This is a genomic window from Streptomyces torulosus (assembly GCF_001419765.1).
Lineage (GTDB): Bacteria > Actinomycetota > Actinomycetes > Streptomycetales > Streptomycetaceae > Streptomyces > Streptomyces torulosus.
Genome location: NZ_LIRK01000194.1, coordinates 1 through 13,953 on the forward strand (window position 1 = coordinate 1; position 13,953 = coordinate 13,953).

At 71.1% G+C, this 13,953-nt stretch carries 14 protein-coding genes; 6 read left to right on the plus strand and 8 right to left on the minus strand.

What is annotated here, in order from left to right:
• Positions 1 to 233 precede the first annotated feature (233 nt).
• On the plus strand, positions 234 to 1,382 hold the full coding sequence (locus AOK23_RS14340; protein ID WP_055713100.1) for a cystathionine gamma-synthase: 1,149 nt from the start codon (positions 234 to 236) through the stop codon (positions 1,380 to 1,382).
• A 16-nt stretch (positions 1,383 to 1,398) separates the two neighbouring features.
• On the opposite strand, the gene AOK23_RS14345 is transcribed toward AOK23_RS14340, so the two are convergent.
• The 3 genes from AOK23_RS14345 to AOK23_RS14355 all read right to left on the minus strand — a co-directional run bounded on the left by AOK23_RS14345 (position 1,399) and on the right by AOK23_RS14355 (position 2,808).
• On the minus strand, positions 1,399 to 1,647 hold the full coding sequence (locus AOK23_RS14345) for a hypothetical protein (RefSeq protein WP_055713101.1): 249 nt from the start codon (positions 1,645 to 1,647) through the stop codon (positions 1,399 to 1,401).
• Complete coding sequence (locus AOK23_RS14350) at positions 1,644 to 2,135, minus strand: sigma factor-like helix-turn-helix DNA-binding protein (protein WP_055713102.1); 492 nt, start codon at positions 2,133 to 2,135, stop codon at positions 1,644 to 1,646. The genes AOK23_RS14345 and AOK23_RS14350 overlap by 4 nt, the downstream gene beginning before the upstream one ends.
• A gap of 178 nt (positions 2,136 to 2,313) precedes the next feature.
• On the minus strand, positions 2,314 to 2,808 hold the full coding sequence (locus tag AOK23_RS14355; protein ID WP_180303777.1) for a MarR family winged helix-turn-helix transcriptional regulator: 495 nt from the start codon (positions 2,806 to 2,808) through the stop codon (positions 2,314 to 2,316).
• A gap of 164 nt (positions 2,809 to 2,972) precedes the next feature.
• On the opposite strand from AOK23_RS14355, the gene ilvA reads away from it, so the two are divergent.
• From ilvA to AOK23_RS14370, 3 genes are all read left to right on the plus strand, one after another.
• Entirely contained in the window at positions 2,973 to 4,202 is a 1,230-nt protein-coding gene (ilvA, locus tag AOK23_RS14360) for a threonine ammonia-lyase (protein WP_055713103.1), read from the plus strand.
• A gap of 194 nt (positions 4,203 to 4,396) precedes the next feature.
• Complete coding sequence (locus AOK23_RS14365; protein ID WP_055713104.1) at positions 4,397 to 5,413, plus strand: ATP-binding cassette domain-containing protein; 1,017 nt, start codon at positions 4,397 to 4,399, stop codon at positions 5,411 to 5,413.
• A gap of 5 nt (positions 5,414 to 5,418) precedes the next feature.
• Entirely contained in the window at positions 5,419 to 6,216 is a 798-nt protein-coding gene (locus AOK23_RS14370; RefSeq protein WP_055713126.1) for an ABC transporter permease, read from the plus strand.
• A 41-nt stretch (positions 6,217 to 6,257) separates the two neighbouring features.
• On the opposite strand, the gene arr is transcribed toward AOK23_RS14370, so the two are convergent.
• From arr to AOK23_RS14385, 3 genes are all read right to left on the minus strand, one after another.
• Positions 6,258 to 6,668, minus strand: a complete 411-nt coding sequence (gene arr / locus AOK23_RS14375; protein ID WP_055713105.1) for an NAD(+)--rifampin ADP-ribosyltransferase — start codon at positions 6,666 to 6,668, stop codon at positions 6,258 to 6,260.
• A gap of 168 nt (positions 6,669 to 6,836) precedes the next feature.
• Positions 6,837 to 7,337, minus strand: a complete 501-nt coding sequence (gene greA, locus AOK23_RS14380) for a transcription elongation factor GreA (RefSeq protein WP_055713106.1) — start codon at positions 7,335 to 7,337, stop codon at positions 6,837 to 6,839.
• A gap of 186 nt (positions 7,338 to 7,523) precedes the next feature.
• Positions 7,524 to 7,922 carry a DUF4307 domain-containing protein gene (locus tag AOK23_RS14385; protein ID WP_055713107.1) on the minus strand — a complete coding sequence of 133 codons (399 nt, stop codon included), beginning with the start codon at positions 7,920 to 7,922 and terminating at the stop codon, positions 7,524 to 7,526.
• A gap of 247 nt (positions 7,923 to 8,169) precedes the next feature.
• On the opposite strand from AOK23_RS14385, the gene mca reads away from it, so the two are divergent.
• Positions 8,170 to 9,021 carry a mycothiol conjugate amidase Mca gene (mca, locus tag AOK23_RS14390; RefSeq protein WP_055713108.1) on the plus strand — a complete coding sequence of 284 codons (852 nt, stop codon included), beginning with the start codon at positions 8,170 to 8,172 and terminating at the stop codon, positions 9,019 to 9,021.
• Positions 9,022 to 9,042: 21 nt separating this feature from the next.
• Positions 9,043 to 9,282: a hypothetical protein gene (locus tag AOK23_RS14395; protein WP_055713109.1), complete on the plus strand. Its 240-nt coding sequence runs from the start codon at positions 9,043 to 9,045 to the stop codon at positions 9,280 to 9,282.
• Positions 9,283 to 9,417: 135 nt separating this feature from the next.
• Here AOK23_RS14395 and AOK23_RS14400 read toward each other — a convergent pair whose 3' ends face one another.
• Both AOK23_RS14400 and AOK23_RS14405 read right to left on the minus strand, forming a co-directional pair.
• Positions 9,418 to 12,663 (minus strand): tetratricopeptide repeat protein, encoded by a 3,246-nt coding sequence (locus tag AOK23_RS14400; RefSeq protein WP_055713110.1) that lies wholly within the window; start codon positions 12,661 to 12,663, stop codon positions 9,418 to 9,420.
• 206 nt (positions 12,664 to 12,869) lie between these two features.
• Positions 12,870 to 13,880: an ArsR/SmtB family transcription factor gene (locus AOK23_RS14405; RefSeq protein ID WP_055713111.1), complete on the minus strand. Its 1,011-nt coding sequence runs from the start codon at positions 13,878 to 13,880 to the stop codon at positions 12,870 to 12,872.
• Between the last annotated feature and the right edge of the window lie 73 nt (positions 13,881 to 13,953).

Here is a 13,953-nt window from a genome sequence, read left to right on the forward strand (position 1 = left end):
CCCGCCCGAGCCGAGGGGTGCCCGCCCGAGCCGCAGGGTGCTGGCCGGAGCCGAGGGGTGCTGGCCGGAGCCGCCGGGCGTCCGCCCGAGTCGCGGGGTGTCGGCCCGAGCCGCAGGGTATCGGCCCGAGCTGCGGGGGCCCGGCCGAGCCGGGGTGCGCCCGCCCCAGTCGCGGGGCGCCCGCCGGAGGCGTGGCGCGCCCCTTGCCCGTCGGAAGACATACCCTCGGGGTCATGAGCGACAGCTACACGCACTTCGAGACCCTCGCGATCCATGCCGGCAACACCGCGGATCCCCTCACCGGCGCGGTCGTCCCGCCGATCTACCAGGTCTCGACCTACAAGCAGGACGGCGTAGGCGGCCTGCGCGGCGGCTACGAGTACAGCCGCAGCGCCAACCCCACCCGCACCGCGCTGGAGGAGAACCTCGCCGCTCTGGAGGGCGGCAGCCGCGGCCTCGCCTTCGCGTCCGGACTGGCCGCCGAGGACTGCCTGCTGCGTACGCTCCTCAGCCCCGGCGACCACGTGGTCATCCCCAACGACGCGTACGGCGGCACGTTCCGCCTCTTCGCGAAGGTCGTCTCCCGGTGGGGCGTGGACTGGTCGGTGGCCGACACCAGCGACCCGTCGGCCGTACGGGCCGCCATCACCCCGAAGACCAAGGCGGTCTGGGTGGAGACGCCCTCCAACCCGCTGCTCGGCATCACCGACATCCCGGCCGTCGCGCAGATCGCCCGCGAGGCCGGTGCGAAGCTCGTCGTCGACAACACCTTCGCGACCCCCTACCTCCAGCAGCCCCTGGCGCTCGGCGCGGACGTCGTCGTGCACTCGCTCACCAAGTACATGGGCGGCCACTCCGACGTCGTCGGCGGCGCCCTGATCGTGAGCGACCAGTCCCTCGGGGACGAACTGGCGTACCACCAGAACGCGATGGGCGCGGTCGCCGGGCCGTTCGACTCCTGGCTCGTGCTGCGCGGCACCAAGACGCTCGCCGTCCGCATGGACCGCCACAGCGAGAACGCCACGAAGATCGCCGACATGCTGACCCGGCACCCGCGCGTGTCCCGCGTCCTCTACCCGGGCCTCCCGGAGCACCCGGGCCACGAGGTCGCCGCCAAGCAGATGAAGGCGTTCGGCGGCATGGTGTCCTTCCAGGTGGGAGGCGGCGAGGAGGCGGCCGTCGCGGTCTGCGACCGCGCCAAGGTGTTCACCCTCGGCGAGTCCCTCGGCGGCGTCGAGTCCCTGATCGAGCACCCCGGCCGCATGACGCACGCCTCGGCCGCGGGCTCGGCCCTGGAGGTCCCCGCCGACCTCGTCCGCCTCTCCGTGGGCATCGAGAACGTCGACGACCTCCTCGAAGACCTCCAGCAGGCGCTCGGCTAGTTTCCGCGGGCCGCGCTCACCAGCCGGTCACGGGTGGGGTCGTCGTGGACGGCGGCTCCACCCAGGGGTGGGTCATCGACGCCCACACGGCGAACGCGACCACGGCGGCCAGCAGCACCAGCCACATCACGTGCCGGGCCGTTGTCCTGCGCCGCAGCATGCGGCCGCCCCGCCGCACCGCGTCCGCGCACAGCTCGGGCGGCACCGGCGGCGGCCGACGGTCCAGGATGTGGCGTACGGCTGCCTCCCGCTCCCGCAGGTTCATGACGATGCCACCTCCACCACCGGGGGGACGGACTTCTCGCGCCGCGGATGCAGGACCGTCGCCATCGCCCGCAGGCAGATCGCCCGGACACGTTCGGCGGGCATCCCGAGCAGCGCCGCCGTCTGCTCCTCCGCGACCCCCTCGTACAGCCTGAGAACGAGGACCAGCCGCTCCTGCGGACCGAGCGCCCTCAGCACACCACCGGGCGGGGGACGGAAGAAACCGTGGTGGTGCCAGACCCCACGCTCGAAGCGGAGGGCCAGCTCACGGCGGGTCCGGTCATAGGGGTCCTCGCCGCGCAGACCGTCCCAGACGGCGTACGTGTGGGCGAGGGCATGTGTGAGCAGCCGCCGCGCGCGCGGGTTGTCGTCCGGCGGCTCCGCCGTGAGCAGGGTGGCGGTCTGCAGCAGCCGCCCCGCCGCACCCGCGACGAACGCCTCGAACTCCCTGTCCCTGCGGGAGGCTTGGGCCACATTCCGTTCGCGCACCGCGCCTCCCCCCTGAGGCCGACCTGAGCAGGCGGGCCCGGCCACGCACGACGGGGCCCGATCTCATATGAGGCCAGGAGCGGGCGCCCGGTCAAGACTCGGGCGGCACACAGTCGGGCGGCACCAAGGACGGACGCACGGCACGCGCGCGTACCCGCGACCGGGTGCGGCCCGGTGCTCAGGAGGGCGACGGCGCCTCGGGGGCGGAGGCCATGCGGGCCGAGAGCGCGGTGTTGAACCGGGTGAGGAGGGAGCAGAACGCCTCGCGCTCCCCGGGCGCCCAGTCCTGGGTCAGCTCGGCCATCAACTGGCGCCGGGAGGAACGCACCTCCTCGAGTCGGGAGAGTCCGCGCGGGGAGAGTTGGAGGACCACCGCGCGGCCGTCCTCCGGGTGCGAGGTGCGCTTGACGAGACCGGTGTCCACGAGCGGCGCCACCTGCCGCGTGACCGTCGACGAGTCGATCCCCATGCTCGCCGCGAGCGCCTTGACGCCCATCGGCCCCTCCTTGTCGAGGCGGTTGAGCAGCAGGTACGCGGCGCGGTCCATGGAGTTGCGCACCTGCCCGACACCGCCGAGCCGGGTCTGTTCGGCACGGCGCGCGAAGACCGCGACCTCGTGCTGCAACGTGTCGAGAAGACCGGTGTCACCGACGGTCGTCATGTCCATCGACATTTCAGGTGTTGTGGGCATGGCCAAAGGCTCAATTCATGCGTGGGGCGCTGGTGGTGGGGGACAGAGTACGCGGACCGGGCGCGGGGTGTACCGGCGCCGCTGAAACCCGTCCCGCGCCTTGGTCACACCCGCGTCCCGACCCTGTGAACTGCGAGACTGGTGTCATGAGCTACAGCACGGCTGACTCCTTGCCGGGGGTGACGCTCGACGACGTGCGAGGCGCCCAGAAGATGCTGACGGGCATTTCACGTGTCACCGCGATGGAGGGCAGCAGGTATCTTTCGCAGCTCGTCGGCGCTCCGGTGCACTTCAAGTGCGAGAACCTCCAGCGGACGGGTTCGTTCAAGCTGCGCGGCGCGTACGTGCGCATCGCGGGCCTGCTGCCGGAGCAGCGCGCCGCCGGAGTGGTCGCCGCGAGCGCGGGCAACCATGCCCAGGGCGTCGCCCTCGCCTCCTCCCTGCTCGGTGTGCGCTCCACGGTCTTCATGCCGAAGGGCGCGCCCCTGCCGAAGATCAGCGCGACCGAGGAGTACGGCGCCGAGGTGCGCCTGCACGGCACGGTGGTCGACGAGACGCTGGCCGCCGCACAGGAGTACGCGGCCGGGACGGGCGCGGTGTTCATCCACCCCTTCGACCACCCCGACATCATCGCGGGCCAGGGAACGGTGGGCCTGGAGATCCTGGACCAGTGCCCCGAGGTGCGCACGATCGTCGTCGGCATCGGCGGCGGCGGGCTCGCCGCGGGCATCGCCGTCGCGGTGAAGTCGGTACGGCCCGACGTGCGGATCATCGGTGTGCAGGCGGAGGGCGCCGCGGCGTACCCGCCCTCGCTCGCGGCCGGCAGGCCCTTGGCCGTCACGAACCCGGCGACGATGGCCGACGGCATCAGGGTCGGCCGGCCCGGCGACGTGCCGTTCGGGATCGTCGCCGACCTGGTCGACGAGGTGCGCACCGTCTCCGAGTACAACCTGTCCAGCGCCCTGCTGCTCTGCCTGGAGCGGGCCAAGCTGGTCGTGGAACCGGCCGGCGCCAGCCCCGTCGCGGCCCTGCTGCGCGAACCGGGGTCCTTCGAGGGGCCGGTCGTCGCGGTGCTCTCCGGCGGCAACGTCGACCCGCTGCTGATGCAGCGCATCCTGCGCCACGGCATGGCGGCCGGTGGCCGCTACCTCCAGGTCCGCCTCCGGCTGACCGACCGCCCCGGCGCCCTCGCCACCCTCCTCGGGGTGCTGTCGGCGGCGGACGCCAACGTCCTCGACGTCAGCCACGTCCGGACCGACCCCCGGCTCGGCCTCACGGAGGTGGAGGTCGAACTGCATCTGGAGACGAGGGGCCCCGCCCACTGCGTCGAGGTCGGGAACGCCCTGCGCGAGGCGGGCTACACGGTCATCGACTGACGCCCCGTTCGGCGAAGCCCGAGGTCAAGCGCCCCTGTGTCACTCGTTCGGGGAAGTCCATTGAGAGACGCGATACATCGCGTTATGGTGTGTGTCACGCCGCTGGCGCGGCGAAAGTCGCGTCCACCCCGGCGCGGAACGAAACGCACAAACCTAGGCTTTGCGAAGGAACCCCGACGACGTGGAGAAATCACATGCCAGGCGCCATCCATGCCGAGGGTCTGGTCAAGACCTTCGGTGACGTCAGGGCTCTGGACGGTGTCGACCTCGATGTACCCGAGGGCACCGTCCTGGGCCTGCTCGGGCCGAACGGCGCGGGCAAGACCACCACCGTCCGCTGCCTCACCACCCTGCTGCGCCCCGACCGGGGCACCGCGACGGTCGCGGGCATCGACGTCCTCAAACACCCCGACGCCGTCCGCCGCTCCGTCGGCCTCTCCGGCCAGTTCGCCGCGGTCGACGAGTATCTGACGGGCCGTGAGAACCTGCAGATGGTCGGCCAGCTCTACCAGATGCGGGCCAAGGCCGCGAAGGCCCGCGCGAGCGAGCTGCTCGAGCAGTTCAACCTCGCCGACGCCGCCGACCGCACCGCCAAGACCTACTCCGGCGGCATGCGCCGCCGTCTCGACCTGGCGGCCGCGCTCGTCGTCTCACCGCCGGTGATGTTCATGGACGAGCCGACCACCGGCCTCGACCCCCGCAATCGGCAGCAACTGTGGGACGTGATCAAGCAGTTGGTCTCCGGCGGCACGACCCTGCTGCTCACCACCCAGTATCTGGAGGAGGCCGACCACCTCGCGCACGACATCGCCGTCGTCGACCACGGCCGGGTCATCGCCCGCGGCACCTCCGACCAGCTCAAGGCCCGCACCGGCGGCGAGCGCGTCGAGGTCGTCGTGCACGACCGCGAGCACATCCCGACCGCGGTCGAGGTGCTGAACGGCTTCGGCAAGGGCGAGACGACGGTCGAGCAGCACACCCGTCAACTCACCGTGCCCGTCACCGGCGGCGCCAAGCTGCTCGCCGAGGTCATCCGTGAGCTGGACACCCGCGGTATCGAGATCGACGACATCGGACTGCGCCGCCCCACCCTGGACGACGTGTTCCTCTCCCTGACCGGCCACACCGCCGAGGTGAAGGACGAGGCCGAGACGAACGGCGAGGCGGCCGACGCCAAGGGGCGCGGTCGCAGAAAGGAGAGCGCGAAGTGAGCACCATGAGCGATTCCCTGGTCATCGCCCGCAGAAATCTGATCCGGATGAGCCGGATTCCGGAGATGGTCATCTTCGGGCTGATCCAGCCGATCATGTTCGTGGTGCTCTTCACGTATGTCTTCGGCGGCTCGATGAACATCGGCGGCTCCACCGACCCGGACGTCTACAAGAACTTCCTGATGGCCGGCATCTTCGCGCAGACGGTCACCTTCGCCACCGCGGGCGCGGGCGCCGGCATCGCCGATGACATGCACAAGGGTCTGATCGACCGTTTCCGTTCCCTGCCCATGGCGCGCGGCGCGGTCCTCACCGGTCGCACCATGGCCGACCTCGTGCAGACGGCGCTGACCCTGCTCGTTCTGGCGGCCGTCGCGCTCGTGGTGGGCTGGCGCCCCGGCTTCGCGGAGCCCACCAACTTCGGCAAGATCATGGCAGGCTTCGGCCTGCTGCTGCTCCTCGGCTACGCCTTCACCTGGATCGGCGCCCTGATCGGCCTGAGCGTCCGCACCCCCGAGGCGGCCACATCGGGTGGCCTGATCTGGCTCTTCCCGGTGACCTTCATCTCCAACGCGTTCGTGGACTCCTCCCAGATGGCGTCCTGGTTGCAGCCGATCGCCGAGTGGAACCCGTTCAGCGCCACCGTCCAGGCCTGCCGCACGCTGTTCGGCGACCCGGGCGTCTCCCCGTCCGACGCATGGCCGATGGCCCACCCCGTCTGGGCCTCGATCATCTACTCGGTCGTGATCATCGCGATCTTCCGCACACTCGCGGTCCGCAAGTACCGCCGAGCCGCCGGCTGATCATGGTGGGCCGGCCGGGGTGAGCCGGCCGGGGTGGGGGGCTAGTTGATGATCTCGGCGCGGTCGTCCAGGCGGATCGCGGCGAGCCGGTCCCGCCACATCTGGAGAGCTTCGGGGGTCAGCCGCGTCCAGTCGGTGACCTCGCCGACGATCCGCAGCGGCTCCCTGCTGCGATAGGAGCGGGTGGGATTGCCGGGGAACTTCTTGTCGGTGACGTTCGGATCGTTCTCGAAGTGCCCGGTGGGTTCGACGACATACACCCGCGGGGCTCCCTCGCCGGCCGCGAGTTCGGCGGCGAGCCCCGCCCCGTCGCGCAGTGCGGTGAAGTAGATGTGGTTCATCACGATCTCGGGCCGGTAGTTGGAACGGAAACCGGCGGTGAGGTGATCTCCGACGTTCAGCTCGGCCTTCGTACCGTGGTAGAAGGGCCCCTCGTCCAACGCCTCATTCATCGGCCCAGGTTAACAACCGGGGGAGAGGCACCGGCGGCCCTGAGCAGCCCCCCGGAGGGCATGACGAGGCCCCCGGCGCCGGAGGGCGCCGGGGGCTCGTGGGCAAAAACCGGGGGCCGGGGTGACCGGAGGCGGCGGCGCGGTCGCGCGGGCCGGCTCCGGTGCCGCTCAGCTCTGGTAGGGCTCGGCCTTGAGGATCCGCACGGAGGCGAGCTTGCCGTTCGGCAGCTCGTACTGGGCGTCCTCGCCGACCTTCTTACCGATCACGCCGGAGCCGAGCGGGGACTGCGGCGAGTAGGTCTCGATGTCCGAGCTGGCGTACTCGCGGGAGGCGAGCAGGAACGCCAGAGTGTCGTCCTCGTCGCCGTCGAAGGCGATCGTCACGACCATGCCGGGCGCCACCGCGCCGTCCGCCGACGCGGGTGCCTCGCCGACCTTGGCGTTCTCCAGGAGCTGGGTCAGCTGGCGCACACGGAGCTCCTGCTTGCCCTGCTCTTCCTTGGCCGCGTGGTACCCGCCGTTCTCGCGCAGGTCGCCCTCCTCGCGCGCGGCCGCGATCTTGGCGGCGATCTCCGTGCGCGCAGGACCAGACAGGTACTCCAGCTCGGCCTTGAGCTGGTTGTACGCCTCCTGGGTCAGCCAGGTGACGTTCTCGCTGGTCTGGGTCACAGGTGCTCCTCGTAGGTACTGGGAATACAAAGCATCGCCCTACCCAGAAGAATGTTCCTTCATGAGTGGGCGAAACCACGAGCCTAACAATTCAGTGGCCCAAGGGGGAGGACATAAACCACAAGCATTACGTCACCGCAGGTCAGCGCGTTGTTTCGGGCGTCACACGCTGGGGGGTCGACCGGATCAGCCGACGTGGCAGCCGAGGAGTTCCGCCGTGGTGCCGCGGGAGGTCGTCTGGAGGGTGACGACCTCGTCGATGTCGGTGGTGGCGGCGTCGAAGCGGAAGTCGGCGCGGCCGACCTCGGCACCGTTCTCCGCCTGGGAGCGGACCGTGCAGTAACCCTCGACACCGGCGTCCTTGTCGCCCGTGAGGTGCACCTTCACCGACTTCGCGGACGTCTCGAACGTGTAGATCTCGACGCTGATCCTGTTGCCGGCGACATAGTGGTACGCGAACCAGCCGATGAGGACGAGCAGGGCGGCGCCCAGGACGGCGCCGATGACCTTGAGCTTGCGGTCGGCGCGCTCGTCCGCGGAGCGGCCGTAGCGGCCCTCGGGCAGCTGAGTGCTCGCCGTACTCATGATCGTCCTCTCGGAGTGGGCCGGAACACGGTCCCCACGGGGGGTCCAAGGTCCGGACCGGGAATATCCCGCCCCCCGATTCGGTCACTATAGAAGCCTCCCGCCCAGCGCCTGACGGCCGCCCCGACGGGGGCGTCCGCGCGGGACGGCAGTATGGACTCACCGGATCGCGCCGGGCCGAGTCACCGAAGTACGGGCCGGGCGCCGACTTACGAGGGAATGAGTCTTGACTGACCAGCTGCGACTGATGGCCGTGCACGCACACCCCGACGACGAGTCGAGCAAGGGTGCGGCCACCATGGCGAAGTATGTGTCCGAGGGGGTGGACGTGCTGGTCGTGACCTGCACGGGCGGGGAGCGCGGCTCCATCCTCAATCCGAAGCTCCAGGGCGACAAGTACATCGAGGAGCACATTCACGAGGTACGCAAGAAGGAGATGGACGAGGCCCGCGAGATCCTCGGCGTCGAGCAGGAGTGGCTCGGTTTCGTCGACTCCGGTCTCCCCGAGGGCGACCCCCTGCCTCCCCTTCCCGAGGGCTGCTTCGCCCTGGAGGACGTCGACAAGGCGGCCGGTGAGCTGGTCAGAAAGATCCGGGCGTTCCGTCCCCAGGTGATCACCACCTACGACGAGAACGGCGGCTACCCGCACCCGGACCACATCATGACCCACAAGATCTCGATGGTGGCCTTCGAGGGCGCGGCGGACACCGAGAAGTACCCGGAGGACGCGTACGGCCCGGCGTACCAGCCGCAGAAGCTGTACTACAACCAGGGCTTCAACCGTCCCCGCACCGAGGCCCTGCACAACGCCCTGCTGGCCCGCGGCCTGGAGTCCCCGTACGGGGACTGGCTCAAGCGGTGGGACGAGTCGGACCACAGGAACCGCACCCTGACCACGCACATCCCGTGCGCCGAGTTCTTCGAGATCCGTGACAAGGCCCTCATCGCCCACGCCACGCAGATCGACCCCGACGGCGGCTGGTTCCGCGTCCCGATGGAGATCCAGAAGGAGGTCTGGCCCACCGAGGAGTACGAGCTCGCGAAGTCCCTCGTGGACACCTCGCTCCCGGAGGACGACCTCTTTGCGGGCATCCGCTAGCCCTGGGGGACAATGCCAGACATGAGCTTCAGCCTGGCAGTCACCACGCACGTCCTCCCCCTCGCCAAGGAGCTGGACAAGGACAAGGTCACCCCCGGTGTCCTCGGCTTCATCGTCTTCGCGGTGATGGCCCTGGCCGTCTGGGGCCTGATGAAGTCCATGAACAAGCACATGGGCAAGGTCGACTTCGAGGAGACCCCCGACCCGGCCGCCGCCGGCAAGGGGGCCGGCACGACCGGCACGTCCCCGGCGAAGGGCTGAGCCCCCTCGTGACGGGCTGAGCCTCCCGCGCCGGTCCGACGGCATGATTCCGTGACACCGCGACCGCACCGACATCGGCAGACAGCGACACCGACATCGGAACCGGCACCGGGTCATGGAGTCATGCTGTGCTGCCTACTGGCCCGCCGTCACCGCCACCCCCATCACCTCGCGGGCGTGCCGGTTCGGGACCATGCCCAAGGTCCAGGCGCGCCAGCCGGCCTCCAGGTTCACACCGCGTTCGAGGAGGAGCTCGTACGCCTCGATGTACTCGGTGAGCTTCTCGTCACGCAGCGGATGGGGCGTGCGGGACAGCTGGGCAAGTTCCTCCTGGGCCACGGCCGTGCCGATCTCGACGCCGCCCGGTGCGCCGTACGGCAGCATCGTGCAGCGCAGGAAGCGCGCCCAGTCCTCGCCGCGGCGGTCGCCGTAGGAGGCGAAGAGGCGCGTGGCCTCGTCGCACAGGGCGAGCGCCTGCGGGATGCGGGCGTTGCCGGCGTCCACGACCGCCAGTTCCAGACAGGTCCACGCCTCGCCGTGGGCGACGCCGATGCGCTGGAAGTCGGCGCGGGCGTCGACCAGCAGCTGACGGGCGAAGCCCGAGTTGCGCAGCGACCCCGTCTGCACGGCCCGCTGGTCCCGGGTGACGCGTGCCGAGTGGTGCCGGGCGCAGGCCAGGCCGTACACGTCACGCATCCGCGAGAACATCGTCCGTGACCGCTCCAGCTCCCTGACCGCCTGGTCGAGGTTGCCGGTCTCCTCCAGTGACTGGCCCAGGTAGTAGCCGGTCCACGCCTCGCCGCGGGCGTCCTCGTTGTCGCGATGGTGGGTGAGCGCCTGACGGAGGCCGTCGACGGCGGCGGAGGGGTCACCGGCGATGAGACGGGCCCGGGCGAGCTGCGTCATGCTCCAGGCCTGGCCCCGCGGGTCACGGGTACGGCCGAACAGGTCGAGGGCGGTGCGCAGCTCGCCCTCCGCGCGCGGGACGTCGCCCATGCGCAGCAGCAGCTGGCCGAGCTGGAAGTGCGCCCAGCCCTCACCGTGCAGGGACTCCTGCTGACGGTGGACGACGAGGGCGCGGGTCAGCAGGTCCAGCGAGTCGGCGAGCCGGGAGCGGTCGCGTTCCACCGCCGCCAGCGCGTGCATCGTCCAGGCGCGGTCGGCCGCCAGCTGGGGGACCGCCTGCATGTCCAGGGCCTCGTGCAGCTTGGCCGCCGCCTCGGTCAGATTGCCCTGGTGGTGCAGGGTGATGCCGAGGGAGCACAGGGCCCGGGCGGCGCCCGCGTCGTGGTTGGTCTCCATGTACAGGTCGACCACCGACGCCAGTGTCGTACGGGCCTTGTCCAGCTCGCCCAGCTGGCGGGCCGCGATACCCGTGCGCCACTGCACCGAGCGGGTCAGCAGCCCCTGGTCCACCGACTGGGCCAGCTCGCTCAGCTCACCGAGGCGGTAGAGGTCGCCGCGCAGCAGGCAGTAGTCGCACAGCGCGCCCAGCAGGCTCAGGACGGCCGCCTGGTTCACGCCCTCCGCGTGCCGCAGCGTGGAGGTGATGAAGCTCGTCTCGTCGTCCAGCCAGCGCAGCGCCTCGTCCAGCGACACGAAGCCGTGCGAGCCGAAGCGGTCCGAGCGGGTCGACATGTTGCCGTCGACGAGGCGGAGCACCGAGTCGGCGAGGTCCGCGTAGGTGACGATCAGCCGCTCCTGCGCGGCCGTGCGCTCGCTCGGCTCCTCCTCGTCCACCAGCCTGGCCTGCGCGAACGCGCGCACCAGGTCGTGCAGCCGGTACCGGTTGCCGTGCACATGGTCGATCAGCCCGGCGCGGGCCAGCGCGGTGAGATGGCGGGTCGCCTCCGTCTCGTCCGTGGCGAGCAGCGACGCGGCCGCCGCCGCGCCCAGTGAGGCCCGGCCGGCCAGCGCCAGCCTGCGCAGCAGTCGGCGGGACGGCTCCGACTGGTCGGTGTACCGCAGCCACAGGGCGCGCTCGATCGGCTCGACCGGACCGTACGCGCCCAGGTCCGTGGCGAGCCGGCGCGGTGTGCGCGGGCCGAGGGACGAACCGGCGACGCGCAGCGCGAGTGGCAGACCGCCGCACAACTGCCGGATACGGGACAGGGATTCGACGTCGTGCGCGGGCGCGGAGCCCGTCAGGGCCGAGCCCTCGTGCGCCCCGGCCGACAGGGCGGAGGCGTCCTGGGCCGCCGCGCCCAGCAGTTCCCGCGTGCCGTCGCCGTCCAGCGCCTCGACGGGCAGCTGGTGCACCCAGGCGGGGAGGTCGGCGGGCAGCGCCAGCGGGGCGCGGGCGGTGACGAGGACGAGGCTGTCGGAGCGTTCGGGGACGAGGGTGCGCACTTGCTCGGGGTCGGAGGCGTCGTCCAGGACGATCGTGACCGGCAGCGCCGTCAGATGCTGGTGGTACAGCTCGCTCAGCCGCTTGACCTGTTGGTCCTGCGAGGTGCGCTCACGGAACAGCAACTGCTCGCGGGGCGCGCCGAGCCGGTTCAGCAGATGCATCAGCGCGTCCCGCGTCGACAGCGGGGTCTCCTCGGGGCTGTCGGCGCGCAGATCGACGACGCAGGCACCCCGGAAGTGGTCCCGCAGATCGTGGGAGGCGTGGACGGCGAGCGTGGTACGGCCGGAGCCGGGCACGCCGTGCAGGACGACCACCGTCGGGCGGGTCTCGGTCTCGGCGCGGGCCGCCTGCACCCACTGGCGGATCTTCGCCATCTCCGCCCGCCGGCCCGCGAACCGGTCGTCCGTCTCGGGGAGCTGGGCGAACGACTGCTCCAGCACATTGCGTCGGCGGGCCGCCGCGCTCTTGTCGGCGCCCCGCAGCCGGGGTGCCTTCTTCTTCGCGGTGGAGGCGGTCAGGACGCGCTGCTGGTCCAGGAACGGGCGTATCCCGCGCACCTCCAGCGCCGTCAGCCACTGCAACCGCAGCTGCTCCGGGCCGCCGGGCTGGCCCAGGGCGCCCGCGTGATGGTGCGCGGCCGGCAGATGCGAGGCGGTCACCTTCAGCACCGTCGCGACGGCGCTCGCGACGCCGACGATCAGACCGGTGCTCACGGCGGTGCCCGCGTCGACGCCGAACGCCAGGTCCGTCACCACGGCGGTGCCGGCGGCGACGGCCGCCACCAGCAGGGGAGTTCCGGAGCCCTCCCGCGCGTAGCGCTGGCCGAAGGTCGGCCGGCCCGCCTCCGACTCGTCCAGTGCGCGGGTGTACGCCTCGTACTCCTCCGCCGCGTTCTGCGCCATCGTGTCCAGGGCGGCCCGTGCGCGCCCCAGCAGGACGACCCCGTCGGTACGGCCACCCGACCTGCGGACCTCCTCCTCGACCGCCCGGACCAACAGCCGTTCGGCCTCCCCCCGGTGGCTGTCCCGCATCACACGTCCCCCTTCGCCGAAACGGCTTTCCCAGGCCAGTGTGGAGCGGATGGGGCGCACTGGCGAGAGGGCGTGGATCAGCCCGGGGTCGCATGCGCGGGCGCACGGGCGTCCGCGCGGACGCATGGACGACGTTCCCGTATGTCGGCTTCCCGGCACACCGCGATCCGCGCGCGTCGATCGTGGCGGCCGTGGCGGACGGAGGGTCAGATCGGGTTCGTACGAGGGCTCCCGGTGCCGGTCCGCAGCAGGGCGGCGCCGGCGGGAGCCAGGGTGTGCAGGACGGACTGGCCCTGGCGGTGGCTGATGATGAGGCCCGCGTCGCGCAGGACGGTGGTGTGGCGGGTGGCGGCTGTCGCCGAGACCCCTGCGGCACGGGCGAGTTCACCGGTCGTGGCGCCGGTCACGGTCGCCTGGAGGATGACGGCGCGGGTCGCGCCGAGGAGTGCGGAGAGCGGGGCCCGTGACTGCCGGGCCTCGGCGTCGGCGGCGCGGGGAGCCCGGTGGCGCAGCGGATAGGCGAGGACGGGCGGAAGATCGGAATCGGCCAGCGACACCGGGCCACCCCAGCAGAAGTACGACGGCACGAGCGTGAGGCCCCGCCCCCGTAAGTACAGATCACGGTCCTCGGCGGCGTACTCCACCGACAGCGTGGGGGGTTGCCAGCGCATGTACGGTCCCAGCCCGGCCAGGAGACCGTGGACGCCGCCCTCCAGCAGTGCGCGGGCACGGACCGAGCGGTCGGCGTCGACGTGCGCCTGGATGTGCTCGCCGTGGGGGTGGATGGCGACGTCGTAGTAGGTCCGCATCGTGTGGACGAACTCCTTGCGCTCCCGGCTGTCCGCCAACCCCCGGGACCACGCGGGCGCACCGCTCACCCGGTCCAGAATGGCCAGTTCCCGCAGGACGCGTCGGCGGGGAATGCCCAGGACCGCGTCAAGACCCGCCTCCAGGCCCTCGGATGATTCACCCGGTGTCAGGAAATCCGGGAAATAGGCGCCACGCGGGTAAAGGGGCAGCAATACATTGCGGACGGCGGGTGCGAGCCCTTTCTCGTGCAGATCCGCGCGGGCGTTCCGATGCCAGTCCGCGTAGGACCACAGGCCTCGACGGCTTTGGAAGCGGAGGAGGCTGAAGAAGATCTCCCAGAGCGGATCAGGTCGGGACGCGACCTGGACGCGTGCGAGATCGGCGTCCGTGAAGTGTATGCGGAGCATTCAATTCCCGTCGTGGAACTGGGCTTTTGCGCTCAGGCGCAAAATTATTTCGATGCGGCGGGGAGGCTGACAA

Bases quoted from the DNA above. Each gene is read 5' to 3' on its own strand.
- AOK23_RS14340 (WP_055713100.1), top strand. From the start codon at position 234: ATGAGCGACAGCTACACGCACTTCGAGACCCTCGCGATCCATGCCGGC.
- AOK23_RS14345 (WP_055713101.1), bottom strand. From the start codon at position 1,647: ATGAACCTGCGGGAGCGGGAGGCAGCCGTACGCCACATCCTGGACCGT.
- AOK23_RS14355 (WP_180303777.1), bottom strand. From the start codon at position 2,808: ATGTCGATGGACATGACGACCGTCGGTGACACCGGTCTTCTCGACACG.
- ilvA (WP_055713103.1), top strand. From the start codon at position 2,973: ATGAGCTACAGCACGGCTGACTCCTTGCCGGGGGTGACGCTCGACGAC.
- AOK23_RS14365 (WP_055713104.1), top strand. From the start codon at position 4,397: ATGCCAGGCGCCATCCATGCCGAGGGTCTGGTCAAGACCTTCGGTGAC.
- AOK23_RS14370 (WP_055713126.1), top strand. From the start codon at position 5,419: ATGAGCGATTCCCTGGTCATCGCCCGCAGAAATCTGATCCGGATGAGC.
- arr (WP_055713105.1), bottom strand. From the start codon at position 6,668: ATGAATGAGGCGTTGGACGAGGGGCCCTTCTACCACGGTACGAAGGCC.
- AOK23_RS14385 (WP_055713107.1), bottom strand. From the start codon at position 7,922: ATGAGTACGGCGAGCACTCAGCTGCCCGAGGGCCGCTACGGCCGCTCC.
- mca (WP_055713108.1), top strand. From the start codon at position 8,170: ATGGCCGTGCACGCACACCCCGACGACGAGTCGAGCAAGGGTGCGGCC.
- AOK23_RS14395 (WP_055713109.1), top strand. From the start codon at position 9,043: ATGAGCTTCAGCCTGGCAGTCACCACGCACGTCCTCCCCCTCGCCAAG.
- AOK23_RS14400 (WP_055713110.1), bottom strand. From the start codon at position 12,663: ATGCGGGACAGCCACCGGGGGGAGGCCGAACGGCTGTTGGTCCGGGCG.
- AOK23_RS14405 (WP_055713111.1), bottom strand. From the start codon at position 13,880: ATGCTCCGCATACACTTCACGGACGCCGATCTCGCACGCGTCCAGGTC.